Annotated in this window: 18 protein-coding genes; 10 read left to right on the top strand and 8 right to left on the bottom strand. The window is 64.4% G+C overall.

The genetic code is table 11. The features are described 5' to 3' along the window. Positions 1 to 34: 34 nt before the first annotated feature. Complete coding sequence (gene carA, locus U1737_RS18110; RefSeq protein ID WP_332797739.1) at positions 35 to 1,336, bottom strand: glutamine-hydrolyzing carbamoyl-phosphate synthase small subunit; 1,302 nt, start codon at positions 1,334 to 1,336, stop codon at positions 35 to 37. Between the two features lie 141 nt (positions 1,337 to 1,477). Between carA and U1737_RS18105 the strand changes: the two genes are divergently transcribed. The 4 genes from U1737_RS18105 to rpoD all read left to right on the top strand — a co-directional run bounded on the left by U1737_RS18105 (position 1,478) and on the right by rpoD (position 6,437). Beyond that, a complete protein-coding gene (locus U1737_RS18105) occupies positions 1,478 to 1,930 on the top strand; it encodes a GatB/YqeY domain-containing protein (RefSeq protein WP_332797738.1) in 453 nt (150 codons plus the stop codon). 210 nt (positions 1,931 to 2,140) lie between these two features. Continuing rightward, positions 2,141 to 2,557, top strand: coding sequence for a GIY-YIG nuclease family protein (locus tag U1737_RS18100; protein ID WP_332797737.1), 417 nt, complete (start codon positions 2,141 to 2,143; stop codon positions 2,555 to 2,557). Further along, positions 2,548 to 4,410 (top strand): DNA primase, encoded by a 1,863-nt coding sequence (dnaG, locus tag U1737_RS18095; protein WP_332797736.1) that lies wholly within the window; start codon positions 2,548 to 2,550, stop codon positions 4,408 to 4,410. The genes U1737_RS18100 and dnaG overlap by 10 nt, the downstream gene beginning before the upstream one ends. Beyond that, the gene (gene rpoD, locus U1737_RS18090) at positions 4,410 to 6,437 is read left to right on the top strand and encodes an RNA polymerase sigma factor RpoD (RefSeq protein ID WP_332797735.1); all 2,028 of its coding nucleotides are present in this window, start codon (positions 4,410 to 4,412) and stop codon (positions 6,435 to 6,437) included. Before dnaG ends, rpoD begins: the two co-directional genes overlap by 1 nt. A 141-nt stretch (positions 6,438 to 6,578) precedes the next feature. On the opposite strand, the gene U1737_RS18085 is transcribed toward rpoD, so the two are convergent. Beyond that, positions 6,579 to 7,634, bottom strand: coding sequence for a DUF5677 domain-containing protein (locus U1737_RS18085; RefSeq protein ID WP_107961788.1), 1,056 nt, complete (start codon positions 7,632 to 7,634; stop codon positions 6,579 to 6,581). Between the two features lie 331 nt (positions 7,635 to 7,965). On the opposite strand from U1737_RS18085, the gene U1737_RS18080 reads away from it, so the two are divergent. Beyond that, the gene (locus tag U1737_RS18080) at positions 7,966 to 8,505 is read left to right on the top strand and encodes a pseudouridine synthase (RefSeq protein WP_332797734.1); all 540 of its coding nucleotides are present in this window, start codon (positions 7,966 to 7,968) and stop codon (positions 8,503 to 8,505) included. A gap of 335 nt (positions 8,506 to 8,840) precedes the next feature. On the opposite strand, the gene rplS is transcribed toward U1737_RS18080, so the two are convergent. Further along, positions 8,841 to 9,233, bottom strand: a complete 393-nt coding sequence (gene rplS / locus U1737_RS18075) for a 50S ribosomal protein L19 (protein WP_055878492.1) — start codon at positions 9,231 to 9,233, stop codon at positions 8,841 to 8,843. Then, complete coding sequence (trmD, locus tag U1737_RS18070; protein ID WP_332797733.1) at positions 9,230 to 9,961, bottom strand: tRNA (guanosine(37)-N1)-methyltransferase TrmD; 732 nt, start codon at positions 9,959 to 9,961, stop codon at positions 9,230 to 9,232. Before trmD ends, rplS begins: the two co-directional genes overlap by 4 nt. A 108-nt stretch (positions 9,962 to 10,069) precedes the next feature. Here trmD and U1737_RS18065 point away from each other — a divergent pair, with 108 nt between their 5' ends. Next, entirely contained in the window at positions 10,070 to 10,975 is a 906-nt protein-coding gene (locus U1737_RS18065) for an NAD(P)/FAD-dependent oxidoreductase (RefSeq protein ID WP_248521747.1), read from the top strand. 98 nt (positions 10,976 to 11,073) lie between these two features. Here the strand turns inward: U1737_RS18065 and rimM are convergent, their stop codons facing one another. From rimM to ffh, 4 genes are all read right to left on the bottom strand, one after another. Beyond that, positions 11,074 to 11,574: a ribosome maturation factor RimM gene (gene rimM / locus U1737_RS18060; protein WP_332797732.1), complete on the bottom strand. Its 501-nt coding sequence runs from the start codon at positions 11,572 to 11,574 to the stop codon at positions 11,074 to 11,076. Next, positions 11,552 to 11,692: a hypothetical protein gene (locus tag U1737_RS18055; RefSeq protein ID WP_168371615.1), complete on the bottom strand. Its 141-nt coding sequence runs from the start codon at positions 11,690 to 11,692 to the stop codon at positions 11,552 to 11,554. The genes rimM and U1737_RS18055 overlap by 23 nt, the downstream gene beginning before the upstream one ends. A 236-nt stretch (positions 11,693 to 11,928) precedes the next feature. Continuing rightward, positions 11,929 to 12,375: a 30S ribosomal protein S16 gene (rpsP, locus tag U1737_RS18050; protein ID WP_187504196.1), complete on the bottom strand. Its 447-nt coding sequence runs from the start codon at positions 12,373 to 12,375 to the stop codon at positions 11,929 to 11,931. A gap of 116 nt (positions 12,376 to 12,491) precedes the next feature. Then, complete coding sequence (ffh, locus tag U1737_RS18045; protein WP_248521751.1) at positions 12,492 to 14,033, bottom strand: signal recognition particle protein; 1,542 nt, start codon at positions 14,031 to 14,033, stop codon at positions 12,492 to 12,494. Positions 14,034 to 14,344: 311 nt separating this feature from the next. Between ffh and U1737_RS18040 the strand changes: the two genes are divergently transcribed. The 4 genes from U1737_RS18040 to U1737_RS18025 all read left to right on the top strand — a co-directional run bounded on the left by U1737_RS18040 (position 14,345) and on the right by U1737_RS18025 (position 19,257). After that, positions 14,345 to 15,970: a putative bifunctional diguanylate cyclase/phosphodiesterase gene (locus U1737_RS18040; RefSeq protein WP_248521753.1), complete on the top strand. Its 1,626-nt coding sequence runs from the start codon at positions 14,345 to 14,347 to the stop codon at positions 15,968 to 15,970. Positions 15,971 to 16,282: 312 nt separating this feature from the next. Beyond that, positions 16,283 to 17,530 carry a tRNA (N(6)-L-threonylcarbamoyladenosine(37)-C(2))-methylthiotransferase MtaB gene (gene mtaB / locus U1737_RS18035; RefSeq protein ID WP_332797731.1) on the top strand — a complete coding sequence of 416 codons (1,248 nt, stop codon included), beginning with the start codon at positions 16,283 to 16,285 and terminating at the stop codon, positions 17,528 to 17,530. Beyond that, positions 17,527 to 18,462, top strand: coding sequence for a signal recognition particle-docking protein FtsY (ftsY, locus tag U1737_RS18030; RefSeq protein ID WP_248521755.1), 936 nt, complete (start codon positions 17,527 to 17,529; stop codon positions 18,460 to 18,462). The genes mtaB and ftsY overlap by 4 nt, the downstream gene beginning before the upstream one ends. A gap of 183 nt (positions 18,463 to 18,645) precedes the next feature. Further along, on the top strand, positions 18,646 to 19,257 hold the full coding sequence (locus tag U1737_RS18025; protein WP_332797730.1) for a septation protein A: 612 nt from the start codon (positions 18,646 to 18,648) through the stop codon (positions 19,255 to 19,257). Positions 19,258 to 19,374 lie beyond the last annotated feature (117 nt).

Here is a 19,374-nt window from a genome sequence, read left to right as displayed (position 1 = left end):
GCTGAGTACAAGGAATTCCCTGTTTTCCACGCATCTAGCTCAGCATGCCGACAAACCGCTCAAACAAGTACAGACTATCCTGCGGGCCTGGGCTCGCTTCCGGATGATACTGCACGGAAAACGCCGGCTTATCGGTTAGCTCGAGCCCCGCATTCGACCCGTCGAACAGCGACACATGCGTCTCGCGGACGTTGGCCGGCAGGCTCTCCCGCTCGACCGCGAAACCGTGGTTCATGCTGGTGATCTCCACCGCGCCGTCGGAGAGGCGCTTGACCGGGTGGTTGGCGCCGCGGTGGCCCTGGAACATCTTGGTCGTGGTCGCGCCGACCGCGAGGCCGAGCAACTGGTGGCCGAGGCAGATGCCGAACAGCGGCTTGCCCGTTTCGAGCAACTCGCGGATCACCGGGACGGCGTATTCGGCGGTCGCGGCGGGGTCGCCGGGGCCGTTCGACAGGAAGATGCCGTCGGGGGCGAGCGCCATCACGTCGTCGAAGCTGGCGGTGGCGGGGACGACGGACACCTTCGCGCCGGCCGCGACAAGGTTGCGGAAGATATTGCGCTTCGAGCCGTAATCGATCGCGACGACGTGGGGGCGGGCCCTCTGCTCCCCTTCCGCATCGCGGGAGGGGTTGGGGGAGGGCATGGCCTCAGGCGGGGTCGGCGCTGATTGGTCAGCCCCTCCCCCGACCCCTCCCGCAAGCGGGAGGGGAGCAGAAGCGCCCTTTCCTGCTTGCGAGCTGTCCCCGTAGCCGAAGCCTAGCCGCCACGTGCCGCCAGGTGCTTCATCACCCCAGCCATAATGCATCTCGGTCGACACGTCCTTGGCGAGGTCCATCCCCTCAAGCCCCGGCCACGCCCGCGCCATCGCCAGCAACGCCGCCACATCGAACTCGCCACTAGCCGAATGCGCGATCACGCCATTAGGCGCCCCCGCAACCCGGATCCGCCGCGTCAGCGCGCGCGTGTCGACCCCGGACAGGCCGATCCGCGCATGCCGCTTCATCCACCCATCCAGCCCCTCGACCGCACGAAAACTCGACGGCTGCGTCACGTCCTCGCGGACGATGATCCCCAGCGCGTGCGGGTCGTCCGCCTCGACGTCGTCGGGGTTCGCGCCAACATTGCCGATGTGCGGAAAGGTGAAGCAGATCATCTGCCCGGCGAACGAGGGGTCGGTCAGCACCTCCTGATAGCCGGTCATCGCGGTGTGGAAGCACACTTCGCCGACCGCACTGCCCTCTGCGCCGAACCCGCGACCCCAAATCACGTCGCCATTGGCGAGGACGAGGACGCCGGTCGCTCCAGCAGGCATGGCTAGTGGATTGGTGTCGGCCATCAGGCTGGGCACTCTCTTTACGTTGACGATGTCGCTAAGTGGTGTCCGCTAAGGCCGGCGTGCCGCAGCGTCAATCTGTTAAACGGGCGGCGGACGCGCTATCCCGTCGGGCTACGCACGAACCACCTGAAAGACCAGTACATGATTCGCGACGACATCAAGGCTGCGCAGCTGACCGCCATGAAGGCCGGCGACAAGCAGAGCCGCAACGCTATCTCGTTGATCCAGGCCGCGATCAAGAACCGCGACATCGAGGCGCGGACGGGGAAAGCGCCCGAGAGCGACAACGCGCTGGTGATCGAAGTGCTCCAGAAGATGGTGAAGCAGCGCCGCGAGTCGATCGAGATGTTTGCGAAGGGCGGCCGCCAGGAGCTCGCCGATGCGGAGACGGCCGAGGTCGCGGTGATCGAACGCTTCCTGCCGCAGCAGATGAGCGAGGCGGAGACATCGGCGGCGATCGAGGCGATCAAGACGGAACTCAGCGCGACCGGCATGAAAGACATGGGCCGCGTGATGGCCGAACTGAAGGCACGCCACGCGAGCGAACTGGACATGAGTAAGGCGAGCGGCCTGGTAAAGGCAGCGCTGTCGTAAATGGATAAGGGCGAGCCCTCACTTCCTCCCCTCCCGCAAGCGGGAGGGGACCGAGGGGTGGGCACCTTCTTCGCCGCTCCCGCTCGCAACCGGCCGCTTCTTTTCCCGTTCGTTTCGAGCGAAGTCGAGAAACCCTGAAAACGGGCGGACGACTCGTTCCAACCCTCTGATACCGGTCGACCACCACCCCCAATTTTGGTACGACGACAGATGGTCTTCTGGACATACATGCTGCGATGCGCCGACGGCCTGTATTACACGGGCCACACCGATAATCTGGAGCGGCGTATCAGTCAGCACGACGCAGGCGGCCATTGCGGTTTCACCTCGTCAAGGCGTCCGATAAACTTGGTCTGGAGCGAATACTTCCCCTCACGCCTCGAAGCGCTGGAGGCCGAGCGCATCGTCGGCGGCTGGTCGCGCGGCAAGAAGGAGGCGCTGATCGCGGGGAACTGGTCGCTGGCCTCCCATCTCGCGCGTCCCCCCAAGGAGCGGGCTTTCTCGACTTCGCTCGAAACGAACGGTGGGGTGGGTGATACGACCGTTCCGTCGACCTTACCTACCGCTGACATATCTAAGTCGTTCGTTTCGAGCGAAGTCGAGAAACCGCTCACCCCATGGCCCTAACCCCACAATTCCTCGACGAGCTCCGCGGCCGCACCTCGCTCTCGGCCCTCGTCGGCAAGACCACAAAGCTCACCAAGGCCGGTCGCGAGCACAAAGGCTGCTGCCCGTTCCACAATGAAAAGACCCCAAGCTTCTACGTCAACGACGACAAGGGCTTCTACCACTGCTTCGGCTGCTCCGCCCACGGCGACGCGATCAAGTGGATGACCGACCAGCGCGGCCTCCCCTTCATGGACGCAGTGAAGGAACTCGCGCAGGCCGCCGGGATGGACATGCCGGCGATGGACCGCCAGTCCGCCGCCAAGGCCGAACGCGCCAAGGGCCTGCACGAGGTCATGTCCGACGCCGCCGACTGGTTCACCGAGCAACTCAACGGCCTCCCCGGCACCGACGCCCGCGCGCTCCTCGACCGTCGCGGCATCAAGCCCGAGACGGCGCGCGCGTTCGGGATGGGGTTCGCCCCCGACAGCCGCGGCAAGCTCAAGGCCGCGCTGAAGGATTACGGCGACCCGATGCTGGTCGAGTCCGGCATGCTCATATCGGTCGAGGGCAAAGACCCGTACGACCGGTTCCGCGGCCGCCTGATGATCCCGATCCGCGACCCCCGCGGCCGGACGATCGCGTTCGGCGGGCGCGTACTCGACGGTGGCGAGCCGAAATACCTCAACTCGCCCGACACCCCGCTTTTCGACAAGGGCCGCACGCTCTACAATCTCGATCGAGCAGCCCCCGCCTCGCGCAAATCCGGCCGCGTGCTGGTCGTCGAGGGCTATATGGACGTCATCGCGCTCGCCCAGGCCGGCTTCGGCGAAGCGGTCGCCCCGCTCGGCACGGCGCTCACCGAAGCGCAGCTCGAACGGCTGTGGCGGATGGTCGACGTCCCCCTGCTCTGCTTCGACGGCGACGGTGCCGGCCAGAAGGCGTCGCTCCGAGCCGCACACCGCGCACTCCCCCTACTGGCGCCCGGCCGCAGCCTCGCCTTCGTGACGCTCCCACAAGGCCACGACCCCGACGACCTCGTCCGCTCGGGCGGCCCCGCCGCGTTCGAGGCGTTGCTGAAAACCCCCGAACAGCTCGTCGACCGCCTCTGGGCGTCCGAAGTCGCCGCCGAGGCACTCGACACCCCCGAACAGCGCGCCGGTCTCAAGCGCCGCCTCCACGAACTCGCGGAAGGCATCGCCGACCCGTCGGTGAAGCAGCAATATCATTCCGAGTTCAAGAACCGCTTCTACGAGCATTTCAAACCCGTCCGCGCCCCCTTCGTGCCCCGAGGCGAGCGCCCCAAGGGCGGGTGGAAGCCCCCTGCCGCACCCGTCACCGAAGACGCGAAGGCCTTCCTCGCCACCGGCATCGACCGCGTCTTGGCCAAGGCAGTCCTCGCCGGCCTGATCCGCCACCCGGTCGAGATCGCCCGCCACATGGAGGTGCTCGGCTCGCTCCAAATGATCGACGGCGCGCTCGGGCGATTGTTCGAGGCCGTCGTAGATGTTGCACTTGAGGACCAGAAGCTTGATAGCGGGCGCTTGCTCACCATATTGGGGAGGTCCGGTTTCAATTCAGTCGCGAGTGACCTGTTGAGAGCCGATACGATGCCCTACTCGTTCACGCAGACCACGGCCGATCCAGCCCGCGTCCGTGCCGACCTCGACGAGGCGATCGCGATCATGGTCGCGCGGCCTGAGGTCGACGCGGCATTGAAGCAGGCGACCGCGGCGATGCAGACGCACTTCACCGAAGAGGCGTTCGAACGACAAGTGGCTATGGTAAGAGAGAAACAGGCGTTGGAAGTCCGACTTGCAAATCTTGTACAGTCGAACGAAGACGCCCGAGCGTTGGGTACCGAGGGCGATTGATGGCTAAGGCGAACATGGCGGAACCCGCCGAGACGAACGAAACCGGCGATGCGCCGCTGATCGACATGAACGATGCGTCGATCAAGAAGGTCATCGCGCGCGCCAAGAAGCGCGGCTACATCACCTATGAGCAGCTCAACGAAGCGCTGCCGCAAGGCGAGATGTCGTCCGACCAGATCGAGGACATCAGCGCCGCGCTGAGCGAGATGGGCATCAACATCGTCGAGAACGACGAAGCCGGTGAGGACGGCGAGACCGAGCCCGCCAAGGACGACGAGGACGAGCCGGAGGCCGCCGACGCGGATGCCGACACAGGCCCCGCGATCGAGAAGAAGAAAGAGACGATCGATCGCACCGACGATCCGGTCCGCATGTACCTGCGCGAGATGGGCGCGGTCGAGCTGCTCAGCCGCGAGGGCGAGATCGCGATCGCCAAACGGATCGAGGCGGGTCGCGACACGATGATCCTCGGCTTGTGCGAATCGCCGATCACCTTCAACGCGATCATCGACTGGTCGACCGCGCTGAACGAGGGCACGATGCAGCTGCGCGAGATCATGGATCTCGACGCGATGCTGTCGAAGGACCCTGCGCCCGAGGCGATGGCCGAGGACGGCGAAGCCGACGACGGCGAGATCAGCGAGAAGAACGCCGGCCCCTCGTTCAAGGAAGAGGCCGAGCCCGAAGAGCCGTCCGCCGACGAGGACGAGGACGGCGAGCGCCGTGCCCCGCGCGCATCGGACGACGAGGAGGAGGACAACACCCTCAGCCTCGCGCAGATGGAGGAACAGCTCAAGCCGATCGCGCTCGAGCGGTTCGCCAGCATCACCGCGCTCTACAAGAAGTTCAGCAAAATCCAGCAGAGCCGCGTCGACGCGATGGGCATCGGCGGCGATTTTTCTGCGGCCGACGAGCGCAAATACCAGAAGCTGCGCGAGGAACTCACGGCGGAAGTCGAGAGCGTCCAGTTCCACAACGCCAAGATCGAATATCTGGTCGATCAGCTCTATGCCTATAACCGTCGTCTGACCGCGCTGGGCGGCCAGATGCTGCGCCTCGCCGAGCGCCACAAGGTGCCGCGCAAGGACTTCCTCGACCGGTATATCGGTCACGAGATCGACGAGAACTGGCTGACGACGGTCAACAAGGTCGACAAGAAGTGGACCGCGTTCGTCGTCAACGAGGGCGAGGCGGTCGAGCGCATCCGCGCCGAGATCGCCGACATCACGCAGCAGACCGGCATGGCGCTCACCGAGTTCCGCCGGATCGTCAACATGGTCCAGAAGGGCGAGCGCGAGGCGCGTATCGCCAAGAAGGAAATGGTCGAGGCGAACCTGCGGCTGGTGATCTCGATCGCCAAGAAATACACGAACCGCGGCCTGCAGTTCCTGGATCTCATCCAGGAGGGCAATATCGGCCTGATGAAGGCGGTCGACAAGTTCGAGTATCGCCGCGGCTACAAGTTCAGCACCTACGCGACCTGGTGGATCCGCCAGGCGATCACCCGCTCGATCGCGGACCAGGCGCGGACCATCCGCATCCCGGTCCACATGATCGAGACGATCAACAAGCTGGTCCGCACCAGCCGCCAGTTCCTCCACGAGCAGGGCCGCGAACCGACCCCGGAGGAGATGGCCGAGCGCCTCTCCATGCCGCTGGAGAAGGTGCGCAAGGTGATGAAGATCGCCAAGGAGCCGATCAGCCTCGAAACGCCGATCGGCGACGAGGAGGATTCGCATCTCGGCGACTTCATCGAGGACAAGAACGCGATCATCCCGGTGGATGCCGCGATCCAGGCGAACCTCAAGGAGACGGTGACGCGGGTGCTGGCATCGCTGACCCCGCGCGAAGAGCGCGTGCTCCGCATGCGCTTCGGCATCGGCATGAACACCGATCACACGCTCGAGGAAGTCGGCCAGCAGTTCTCGGTGACGCGCGAGCGCATTCGCCAGATCGAGGCGAAGGCGCTTCGGAAGCTGAAGCATCCGAGCCGGTCACGGAAAATGCGGAGCTTCCTCGACCAGTAATGACTTGAAAGTAAATATCGTTGAATGGGCTGCGTTGATTAATAACGCAGCCCATTTTTGCAATAAGACTGTGCCTTACAACTTGTCTAGCGGCTAGAGTTTACCTTGCATGAGCACATTTTGATCCAGCCAATTAGGCGATCAATTTGCCGCCAGATCGTCAGATTTACCGTTCTCGCGCTTTTTAGCCGCTTCAAATGTTCGGCGTTCAATGCCACCCGCGAGCCGGTTCATCCGCCCTGCCATACGCAAAATCGAATTTAGCAATACCCCGCGATCCAGGTTTGGCTTAGTTAGAATAAGCATCGTCGTAGTTTCCACGATGCTATACACAGCCATCGTCAAAGGCATAACCATTCCTGAGTTACTCTGCCCGACGAGAAGAACGCTACTCTTAGATTCGCATACTCCTAGAAGCTCGTCTAGCCCACGATGATTACTGTGAATATGAAGTGACGCGTGCTTGTATAGCGATCTACCGTCGGATCGCCCAGAAAGCTCTATAAGATTATCGAATGTCGGGCTTTTCTTGCCAGTTATACCGCAAGCCCATCCATTCCTTTTGTTCAGCTCTGTACCAAATCTTGCGATTGCATATTCCGCCTGGCCCCTGAGGTAATCGCGATCCTCTTCCGATTCTCCTGCTTCAAGAACATCATCTTTTACGTCATTCCAGGCTTGTACCCGAGAATGCGCGAGATACCTCAACGCGAGTTCCTGCCCTTCCTGCACCATAAGTGCAGCGACAACGTTGACCTCGTAAAGAGTCCGCCATCGTGTCAACGCTCCATCCGCGAAGCCACCTTTTAGTAGGCATATGATTTCCGAGGTTACGAGCAACGCCTTCGCGTGAAGATGTGTCATGGCCTCGAAGACGTAATCCTGCTCCTCTACCGCTTCAGGGCGATAGTGTTCGTTAAAGGCACGACCAAGCTCCTCACACGACACCCATATCGTCTCAATCAGGTCAAAAGCCTTGCGCCACCGGCGGATGTTCCGCCGCTCAAAGCCAAGCCCGTCTTTCCGACGCTCCAAGAGCATCTTCGGAGCGTTTTCCATCAATGTTCGGTAAACGGAACGCCCTGCGCTTCTCACCGTCTTTTCGGCAATGCGCTCGATTTTCTTCGCGGTCAGTACGTGTCCGCTTTTTTCGGCGTCTTGAATAATGCGCTCGAAACCACGCTGAATTTCGTCCATAGCCCAAGGTGCATCGTACGGCTTTTGTGCTTGAGCCCGGCCATTCAAAACGACGTGGCCTCGTAATAACGTTCAGTCACAACCTGTTTCGCTTTCTGAATCTGACAACTCCACTCACGTCTAGGTGACGATGTGCCGCTTCGCCAACCCTAGGAGACGGGACTGGCGTCACAATAGAGAGTAAATCTGAATTTAATCTAGTGACCTCCAGCCAGTTGCTCTAAACTGAGCTATGGCTGGCTCATGAGCAAGCAGGCTTTAAACTGCAACAAGACGCTCGCTTCAACGTAACCACTCGACCCCAACGTCAGCTTTGGCATAAAGCCTCACCATGCCCCGGGTAATCCTGTTCAACAAACCGTACGACGTGCTCAGCCAGTTCACCGACGTGAACAGTCCGACGCCGCGCGCGACGCTGTCGCAGTTCGTCGATGTGCCGGGCGTCTATCCGGCAGGGCGGCTCGACCGGGACAGCGAAGGTCTGTTGCTGCTGACCGGCGACGGTCGCCTTCAGGCGCGGATCGCGGACCCGAAGTTCAAGCTGCCGAAAACCTATCTCGTGCAGGTCGAGGGCGATGCCGATCCCGCCGCGCTCGACCGGTTGCGACAGGGCGTCGTGCTGAAGGATGGCCCTGCCCGCGCCGACGTCGAGCGGATCGACGCGCCCGACCTCTGGCCGCGCGTGCCGCCGATCCGGGTCCGCGCGAGCATCCCCGATTGCTGGCTGAAGATAACGATCCGCGAAGGCCGCAACCGCCAAGTCCGCCGCATGACCGCCGCGATCGACCACCCCACGCTGCGGCTGGTCCGGTGGAGCATCGGCGAGTGGACCTTGGCGGATCTGGCACCGGGGACATGGCGCGACGCCTGACGGGCGGTTGAGGCGGGCTGACGGCGGCCTGCGGGCCACCAGACACCGGTACGCCCCTTCAGGCGCGATATTCGCGATCGCGATCGCCCCCCTCACACACTCCGTCATCCTGACGAAAGTCAGGACCCAGAGCCAAACAGCGCAACGTTCGTGACCCTGGGTCCTGACGTTCGTCAGGATGACGGAGTGGGGTTGGGTCATGCCCGGCCAGCGCTAGGCACCGATCGCTTGCAATTGCTCGTGCCGCGCTGACTGCCCCCCCCCCCCCGCGCACAACGAAAAAGGGCGCGGGGACCATCGCCCCCGCGCCCTTCTTCAACTCTAACAGCGTCCGATTACTCGGCGGCTGCGGTGCCCTTGGCAGGGCGCGTGTCGCGACGCTCGGCGATACGCGCTGCCTTGCCGGTGCGGCCACGCAGGTAATACAGCTTGGCGCGACGCACGGCGCCCTTGCGGACGACTTCGATCGAATCGACGTTCGGCGAGTAGAGCGGGAAGACGCGCTCGACGCCCTCGCCGAAGCTCATCTTACGCACGGTGAAGTTCGAGCCCATGCCCTTGTTCGAGCGCGCGATGCAAACGCCCTCGTAGTTCTGAATACGCGTGCGCTCGCCTTCGACGACCTTCACGCCGACCTTCAGCGTATCGCCAGGGCGGAAATCGGGGATCGTCTTGTTGGCCAGGAACTTCGCGATGTTCTCGGCTTCGATCGTCTGCAACAGGTTCATGTCTCGTCCTCGTGTCGCTGCGCGCCAGAGGGCGACTGAACCCGAGCACCCTCATGGCGCTCCCAAAGGTCCGGTCGCCGTGACCGTGTATCGATCTCCGCACGGCGTTTGCGCCATGCCGCGATCTTCGCATGATCCCCCGATCGCAGCACCTGCGGGATCGTGCGCCCTTCCCATATCTGAGGTCGGGTATAGTGCGGATATTCGAGCAGCCCTGTTTCGAAGCTCTCGTCATCCCCACTAGAAGCCGCGCCCATTACGCCGGGCAGCAGCCGAATGCAAGCATCGAGCAACACCAGCGCCCCCATCTCGCCACCCGACAGGATGTAGTCGCCGATCGAGACTTCCTCGATATTGCGCGCCTCGAACAGCCGTTCGTCGAACCCCTCGAACCGGCCGCAAAGAATGGTGACGCCAGGCCCCTTGGCGAGCTCGCGAACCCGCTCCTGGGTGAGAGGCTTCCCCCGAGGCGTCATGGCCAGCACCGGGCGCCCGTCCGCAACGCTGTCGATCGCGGAGGCCACCACATCGGCCCGCAGCACCATCCCAGCCCCGCCCCCCGCCGGCGTATGGTCCACCGACTTGTGCTTGTCCGTAGCAAAGTCCCGGATCTGCACCGGCAAGCAGGACCACCGCCCCTCGCCCAATGCGCGCCCGGCAAGCGACGTCCCCAGCGGCCCAGGAAACATCTCGGGATACAGCGTCAATATCGTGGCAGCGAAAGTCACAGCGTCCAATTCTCTATGCGTTTGCGCCAGCGTGCAGCGCCGAATGCCCCCAGCACCTATACGGATCGGCGCAGTGGAACAATTACGCTGGCGAAACGCTCGCGGCGAATGGACGATTGCATCATCATCGGCGCCGGCCCGGCGGGGCTGACCGCGGCCATCTATCTTGCGCGATTCCATCTCTCGATCCGGCTGTTCGATTGCGGCAGCAGCCGCGCAGCGTTGATCCCGTGCACGCATAATCATGCAGGATATCCGGAAGGTATCCGCGGGACAGATCTGCTTGCGCGCATGCTGGCGCAGGCGGAGAATTATGGAGCGGTGCGCGAAGGCGTGCGGGTCGATGCGATAGAGGTCGACGACGACGGCTTCACCGTGCGGCTGGGCGATCGCCGCGCCCGAGCCCGAAGTGTCCTGCTCGCAACCGGGGTCGTGAACAATCGTCCGGACATGCCCGACGCTATCCACGACGAAGCACTCGAAGCCGGCCTCTTCCGCTATTGCCCGATCTGCGACGGTTACGAGGTCACCGACAAGCGCGTCGGGGTGATCGGCACCGGCGACCACGGCATGCGCGAGGCGCTGTTCCTGCGCGGATATACCAAGGACGTGACGCTGATCGCGCCTGAAGGTGGGCACGATCTCGATCCGAAGTGCGAAGCGGCGCTCGACGACGCCGGGATCGTCCGGGTCGGTGGCCCGTGCGGCAACTATGCGATCGAAGGGGGCAAGCTGGCTCTCGATACGGTCGAGGGGCGGCTGGCGTTCGACAGCGTCTATCCGGCGCTAGGCTCGGTCATCCGGTCGGAACTGGCCGTCGCGGCCGGCGCAAGGGCTTCGGAGGATGGGTGCCTGGAGGTCGACTCGCACCAGCGCACCTCGATCCCCGGCCTGTTCGCCGCCGGTGACGTCGTGAAGGGTCTGGACCAGATCAGCCATGCGATGGGCGAGGCCGGCGTCGCCGCCACGACGATTCGGAACATGCTTGCCGACCAGCGGCCGCTGCGGCGGTAGTCAGACACTACAACGGAGGATTGTTTCCCCGCGAAGGCGGGGACCCAGACTGGGCTCCCGCCTTCGCGGGAGAGCAAGGAAGCGGTCGCTAAAGCCTGTTATTCGGCTGCGAAAGACGCTTCGACGACGAGACGGTCGGCATCCCACTTCGGTACCGCTTCGACCCGCATCGGCACCATGAAGCGCTTGCCGGGCTTGTCGTCCACGGGAAGGCGTTCGATCTCGATCACGTCGCCCGCACCGAAATTGTCGATCGCGACGACTCGGCCGATCGCTTCACCATCCGTCGACACGACATCGAGCCCGATCACGTCGGTGTGATAATATTCGCCGTCGTCGAGTGGCGGCAACGATGATCGCGGCACGGTCAGCTCGGTCCCGCGCATCGCCTCGGCGGCATTGCGATCGGCGACTTCGCCGAAGCGCGCGATCATGCCGTTATTGCCGCTGCGGGCGGACTTCAGCGACAGCGCGCCATTGTTGAAGCTCTTATAGCTTCCAAAATTCTCGGCGAAGACCTTCAGCCGCACTTCGCCACCGATACCGTGCGCACCGATGACGACGGCGAGCGTCACGTCATCCTTGCGCGGAGCCTTCATCGCGGCCGGGGGTGTCGTCGGAGCCTTCGGCGGGGTCGTCGGCGGAGACGCCTTGGTTGGTGGCATCTTCGATGTCCTCGGGTGCGGGGGCTGTGCGGGGGTCGGATTCGGGGGCCATCATGCGCTCCTGCTCGGGGTTACCGAGAGGAGAACGCATGACGCGCCGATCGGGTGCGGTTGGCTACCCGTAGTAGGAACGGGAGAAGCCTCCCGCCCTGCGTCACCCCGGACTTGTTCCGGGGTCCACTGTTCCGCGTACCCAATGCTCTCGGATTCGCTGACCGGTGGATGCCGGAACAAGCCCGGCATGACAGAGAAGAGAGGCGGAGGGATTAAGCCCCCCGCCCCCGGATCTTACGAAGCGCTCGTAGCGTCTTCGATCTCAGCAGCGGCGACCTGCTCGGTCTCTTCGTTGCTGCCGGTCGCAGGTGCAGCCTTTGCAGCCGCTTCGGCCTCGGCAGCCTCAGCCGCCTTGGTCGCACGCTCTTCGGCGCGCTCGGTGGCCTTCTCGCCGGGCTTGCCCTTGTTCGGGTTGTTGCGCGCCGAACGCTCGAGCACGCCAGCCTGGTCGAGGAAGCGTGCGACGCGGTCGGTCGGCTGCGCGCCGACGCTCAGCCAATGCTTCGCGCGATCGGCGTCGAGCTGCACGCGCTGCTCGTTGTCCTTGGCGAGGAGCGGGTTGTAGTTGCCGATCTTCTCGATGAAGCGGCCGTCACGCGGGCTGCGCGCGTCGGCAACGACGATCTTGTAGTAAGGACGCTTCTTGGAGCCACCGCGCGCGAGGCGAATGTTGATTGCCATTGTCGTAATTCCTTCTTGGATTTCGTCACCCCAGCGGAAGCTGGGGTCTTGTGGTTGGTGTCGCGCCCTATCCGCATGAGATCCCAGCTTTCGCTGGGATGACGGACATGGGCAGGTTATTTCTTCTTCAGAAAATCTTCGAAACCGGCAGGCATCTGCGGCATCTTGGGGCCACCAAGCCCTGGCAAACCGCCGCTACCGCCCGGAAGGCCACCAGCGCCAGCCTTGTTGAGCATGTCGCCCATCTGCGGCCCGCCGATCGCGTTGCCGATGCCGCCAAGGCCGCCGCCGAGGCTGCCCTTGCCGAGCATCGCCATCATGCCCTTCATGCCGCCCATCTTCTTGATCTTCTTCATGGCGGTCGACATTTCGAGGTGCATCTTGAGCAGCTTGTTGACCTCCTGAACGGTCGTCCCGGAGCCCTTGGCGATGCGGATCTTGCGCTTGGCGTTGATCAATTCGGGCTTGTTGCGCTCCTTGATCGTCATCGATCCGATCATCGCGTCCATGTGCACCAGCACCTTTTCGCCACCGACCGACGCGACCGCGCCCTGCGCCTTCTTCATGCCGGGGATCATCCCCGCCAGCGCGCCGAGCCCGCCCATCCGCTGCATCTGCGCCAGCTGGGCACGCAGGTCGTTCATGTCGAACTGACCCTTGGCCATCTTGGCGGCCATCCGCTCGGCGTCTTCCGCTTGGATAGACTCCGCGGCGCGCTCGACCAGGCTGACGACGTCGCCCATGCCCAGGATGCGGCCGGCGACGCGCTCGGGATGGAACGCCTCGAGCGCATCGAGCTTCTCGCCGGTGCCCGCGAACTTGATCGGCTTGCCAGTGACCGCGCGCATCGACAGCGCCGCGCCGCCGCGGGCATCGCCGTCCATGCGGGTCAGCACGATACCCGTCAGCGGCACCTGATCCGAGAAGTTCTGCGCGACGTTGACCGCGTCCTGACCGGTCAGCGAGTCGACGACGAGCAGGATCTCGGCGGGCTTCGCGACGTCGGCGACCGCCTTCATCTCGTCCATCAACGCCTGGTCGACATGGAGTCGACCCGCGGTGTCGAGCATCAGGACGTCATAGCCCTGCAACTTGGCCGCCTGCATCGCGCGGCGGGCGATATCGACCGGCTGCTGGCCCTGCACGATAGGCAGCGTCGCGACATCGATCTGCGTACCGAGCGTCGCCAGCTGCTCCTGCGCGTTCGGGCGGTTGACGTCGAGCGACGCCATCAGCACCTTTTTACGCTCGCGGCTGCCTTGCCCGAAATTGGCCTGTCCTGCCGCAAGCCGCTTGGCGATCTTGGCGGTAGTGGTCGTCTTGCCCGAGCCCTGGAGGCCGACCATCATGATCACGGCCGGCGGGGTGACGCCCAGCTCCAGCTCGGAAGCCTCGGAACCGAGCATCTCGACCAGCGCATCGCTGACGATCTTGACGACCTGCTGCCCCGGCGTGACCGAGCGGAGGACATTCTGGCCGATCGCCTTCTCGGTCGCCTTGTCGACGAACTCGCGCGCCACGGGCAACGCGACATCGGCTTCGAGCAACGCGACGCGCACCTCGCGCATCGCCGAACGCACGTCCGCTTCGGTCAGCGCACCCCGGCCGCGAAGGCGGTCGAAGACGCCGCCAAGTCGATCGCTCAGGCTTTCGAACATCGAAATACTCCCATACACCGCTACCAAACGCAAAAGCGCCGGCGGGCGAAACCTCGCCGGCCAGCGTGCATCCTTGGATGCTCGTCCTATGCGCTCCGTAACGGAACGTGATGGGCCACTTACTGGAATGCCGCCGGAGATGCAAGATCGGGGCGTGGGTTAGAATTATCGAGCGCTCACTTCCTTGTTCTCCCGCGACGTGATCAACCAATCGCAGCCACGCCACGCCCTGTCCCGCGCTAACGCCGCCTTAACATCTCCTACACCTCTCGCATGGCACACCGGCAACCAATCAAGGACCGGACACCCCAATGACCGCAAAGTCGGCGGCGACGCGTGCGCCCCGCAACATCAGTCGGGAATTCATGACCGGCGCCGTAACCGGCGCCGCGGTTCTGCTACTCGTCGGCACCGGCGGAGCGGTCCTGGGCAAAGCGATCGCGCACCTGCACGGCAGCACCGCGGTCATCGACCGGACGCTGATCGCGGCGATGCTTCTCAACATTGCGCTGATTCTGTTCGGCTGGTTCCGCTACCGTGCACTCGCCGAGGAACTGAGCGATCTCACCGACGCCGGCCACCGCGCGCAAGCCCTGGCGCAACGCGATCCGCTCACCGGCTTCCTCAATCGCCGCAGCCTGTCCGAGGACGGCGCAACACTGTTCGCCAGTGCCCGCCGCCGCGGCAAGGCGATGGCCATGCTGACGATCGACGTGGATCACTTCAAGGGCGTCAACGACCTGCACGGCTATGCGGTCGGCGACCTGCTGCTCGCCTATGTCGCGGAGACGATCGCGGCGATCGCGCCGGGCGCCAGCCTGCTCGCACGGCTCGGCGCGGACGAATTCGCCTGCACCTTCGTGTTCGACGCCGCGCACAAGAACGTCGCCGACCGGATCGCCGAGCGCATGGTGACCGGCCTCGCGCTCCCGTTCCGCGCCAACGGCGTCGACATCCATATGAGCGTGTCGATCGGTATCGCCCGCTCGGACGTCGACTGCGCCTCGGTCGACGCGCTGTTGCGAAACGCCGACATCGCGCTCCACGCCGCCAAGACCGCCGGACGCAGCCGCCATGCCTGGTTCGACCATTCGATGGAGCGCTCGCTGCAACTGCGCGGCGAGCTCGAATCCGGCCTGCGCAACGCCATCCCTGCGCAGGAAATCGTCCCCTATTTCGAGCAGCAGGTCGACCTGACCACCGGCCGCATCACCGGCTTCGAAGTGCTCGCACGCTGGGAACATCCGACACGGGGCACGATCGCGCCCGACGTCTTCATTCCCATCGCCGAGGAGATCGGGCTGATCGGCGATCTCTCGCTGTCGATCATGCGCCAGGCGTTTGCCGCCGCGCGGGACTGGGACGCGGGACTGAGCCTGTCGGTCAACGTCTCGCCGCTGCAACTGCGCGATGCGTGGCTGGCGCAGAAGATCATCAAGACGCTGGTCGAGACGGGCTTCCCCGCCAGCCGGCTCGAGATCGAGATCACCGAGAGCGCATTGTTCGACAACCTTCCGCTGGCGCAGTCGATCGTGGGCAGCCTGAAGAACCAGGGCATCCGCCTCGCGCTCGACGATTTCGGCACCGGCTATTCGAGCCTCGCGCATCTGAGGGCACTGCCATTCGACAGGATCAAGATCGACAAGAGCTTCGTCACCTCGATTCTGGATAATCCGGAGAGCATGGCGATCGTGAACACCATCGCGCGGCTCGGCGACAGCCTCAACCTACCGACCACCGCAGAGGGCATCGAGGACGCCGCAATCGAGGAACGCCTGCGCGCGATCGGGTGCGCGAAGGGCCAGGGGTATCTCTACGGGCGACCGCTCGGCGCGGCGCAGGTCCGGCGGTTGCTGGCAGAGAAGCGCCTGCTGGCGCAGCGGCCGGATCGCGATGTACCGCCGCCCCGGGGGACTGCACCGCGATTGGCGGGGTAAGGTTTTTTTCGCCCTCTCACACGCCACCACCCCGGCGGAGGCCGGGCCCCAGTTGGACAGGTCGCAGTAACGAAGGACCGTCCTTCACCACCATTGTCTCCCAATTGGGCCCCGGCCTCCGCCGGGGTGGTGTGCCGTGTATAAAGCTGCTCCCTAATTCTCGTTCTCCCGCGCAGGCGAGAGCCCAGGGCCAAGCAGTGGTCCGGTTGGTACCCTGGGCTCCTGCGTTCGCAGGAGAACGGAAAGTCCGACACCCTGGCGCCGCAACGCAAAGCGTGGACTTCGCCCCCCACCCCTCCTAAATCGCGCTCCATGCCATTTGCCCCGCTGCCGGAGGTCATCAGCCTCGGCTGCCGCCTCAACATCGCCGAAAGCGAGACCATTCGCGCGCTCGTCGCCGGGCGGGACATGGTCGTGGTCAACAGCTGCGCGGTAACCAACGCCGCCGTGAAAGCCACGCGCGTCGCGATCCGCCGTGCGAAACGCGACCGCCCCGAGGCCCAGATCGTCGTCACCGGGTGCGCCGCGCAGATCGACCCCGCCAGCTTCGCCGCCATGCCCGAGGTCGACCGCGTCGTCGGCAATGCGGACAAGCTGCAGTCTTCGGCATGGCAGACCCGCGACGCGGTGGTCGTGTCCGACATCATGCAGGTCCGCGAGACCGCGCCGCATCTTGCCGCCAGCTTCTCCGCGCACGCCCGCGCCTTCGTCGAGGTGCAGAATGGTTGCGATCACCGCTGCACCTTTTGCGCGATCCCGTTCGGCCGCGGCCCCAGCCGCTCGGTCCCCGCCGGCGCGGTCGTCGATCGGATCTCGGGCCTTGTCGACGCCGGGCACCGCGAGATCGTCCTCACCGGCGTCGACCTCACCAGCTATGGCCCCGACCTTCCCGGTACGCCAACGCTAGGCCAGCTGGTCGAGCGCATCCTGCACCACGTGCCAAAGCTCGAACGCCTGCGCCTATCCTCGCTCGATGGCATCGAGATCGACGACCGCCTGTTCGCCCTGCTAACCGGCGAGCCGCGGATCATGCCGCACGTCCATCTCTCGCTCCAGGCCGGCGACGACATGGTCCTCAAGCGGATGAAGCGGCGGCATTCGCGTGCAGAAAGCGTCGCTCTGGTCGAGCGCCTCAAGACCGCGCGCCCCGATATCGCGATCGGCGCGGACCTGATCGCCGGCTTCCCGACCGAAGACGCGACGATGTTCGCCAACACGCTTGCGCTAATCGACGACTGCAACATCGTCCACCCGCACATCTTCCCCTATTCGCCCCGCGCCGGCACCCCCGCCGCACGGATGCCGCAGGTCGAGCCCGAAGTTCGCCGCCACCGCGCTGCGCTTCTCCGGGAGGCCGGCGAAAGATCGCGAACCACCTGGTTGCAAACCTTGGTCGGCACCCACCAGGACATGCTCGTCGAACGCCCCGGCGACCGCGGCCATATCGGCAATTTCGCAGAAGTCGTACTGGACGAACCCTCGATACCCGGCGACATCGTCCGCATCACGATCACCGGCGCCACATCCGACCGCCTCCGCGCAACACGAGAACCATCATGAGCACCACCCCAACCTGGCACGACAAGCTGATCGGCGGCTTCAAGCGCACCTCCGACCGGCTCGTCGGCAACCTCGCCGGCCTCGGCGGCGCGCGGCTCGACAACGCGACGCTCGACGACATCGAGGAAGCACTGATCGCGTCGGACCTGGGCCCCGAGACCGCCGGCCGCATCCGCCACCGCCTCGCCGAAGACACGTTCGAGCGCAACATGGAGGAACTCGGCATCCGCGTGATCGTCGCGGAAGAGGTCGAGAAGGTCCTCGCCACGGTCGCCAAGCCGATCGAGATCGACGCCTTCCCGCGCCCGCAGGTGATCCTCGTCATCGGTGTCAACGGATCGGGCAAGACCACGACGATCGCCAAGCTCGCGCATCTGCTGATGGAGCAGGATTACGGTGTGATGCTGGCCGCGGGCGACACGTTCCGCGCCGCCGCGATCGGCCAGCTCCGCACCTGGGCCGAGCGCGTCGGCGTGCCGATCGTCACCGGCCCCGAGGGCGGCGACGCGGCGGGCGTGGTGTGGGACGCGGTCAAGAAGGCGACCGAAACCGGCATCGACGTGCTGATCGTCGACACCGCCGGCCGCCTCCAGAACAAGCGCGAGCTGATGGACGAACTGGCCAAGATCCGCCGCGTCCTCGGCCGCATCAACCCGGAGAGCCCGCACGATATCGTCCTGGTGCTCGACGCCACCACCGGCCAGAACGCGCTCCAGCAGATCGAGGTCTTCAAGGAGGTCGCGGGCGTCACCGGTCTCGTGATGACAAAGCTCGACGGCACCGCGCGCGGCGGCGTCCTGGTCGCGGCGGCGGAGAAATACGGCCTGCCGATCCATGCGATCGGCATCGGCGAGGGGATGACGGATCTGCGGCCGTTCGATGCCAACGAGGTCAGCCGGATCATCGCGGGCGTCGAAAGCGTTCGGAAGTAACGCGCGGAACTGTCCGTCGATACGCCGCCTCGACAAGCTCGACGGCTACTCGGGACGAACGGGTGGTTGGACTCACATGCCTACCCCCATCCCGTTCGTGCTGAGTAAGGATCGAGCTTGTCGAGAGCCTGTATCGAGGTACATGCCCGCACGCACACCTCTCCGCCAGGAACCAAAAACCCAGTGACCAAGCCCCCCCTATCCCCCGGCCTCCGCATGGCCATCGACTATGGCCCGCTGGCGATCTTCTTCGCGGTGAACTTCCTCACCCCTGGCCTGCCGATCGTTCGTGTCGTTGCCGCGACCACCGCGTTCATCATTGCCACCGTCGCCGCGATGATCGTGTCGAAGGTGAAGGCGGGCCATATCTCGCCGATGCTGTGGCTGTCGGGCGCGCTGATCGTCGTATTCGGCGGGCTGACGATCTATTTCCACGACCAGCGCTTTATCCAGATGAAGCCGACGATCATCTACGCGATGTTCGCCGCCATCCTGACCTTCGGGCTCGTCACCGGCCGCCCGCTGCTCCAGTCGCTGCTCGGCACCGCCTATCCCGGCCTATCCGCCGATGGCTGGCGCAAGCTGACGCGCAACTGGGCAGTGTTCTTCGTTTTCATGGCGGTGCTGAACGAAGCGGTGTGGCGCAACACGACCTGGGATTTCTGGGTCGGCTTCAAGCTCTGGGGTGCGATCCCGCTGACGTTGCTGTTCGCATTCGCCAACATCCCGATGCTGTTGAAGCACGGATTGCAAACGGGCGACAAAGCCGTGACCGACCTGCCGCCCGAAGGGTAACTGAACCGCGCCGGGTTTGTCGGAGGCTCCAACTCCTGAGAAGGTGGAGCCATGACGAGCAAGACGACGAACAAGTTTGCGCCCGAAGTCCGCGAGCGGGCGGTACGGATGGTTTTC

Origin of the sequence: Sphingomonas fucosidasi (assembly GCF_036663855.1) — a bacterium.
In the GTDB taxonomy this organism is placed as follows: Bacteria; Pseudomonadota; Alphaproteobacteria; order Sphingomonadales; family Sphingomonadaceae; genus Sphingomonas; species Sphingomonas faeni_B.
Note: the sequence above shows the minus strand (reverse complement) of the source record. Positions and strands in the feature narration are given on the sequence as shown.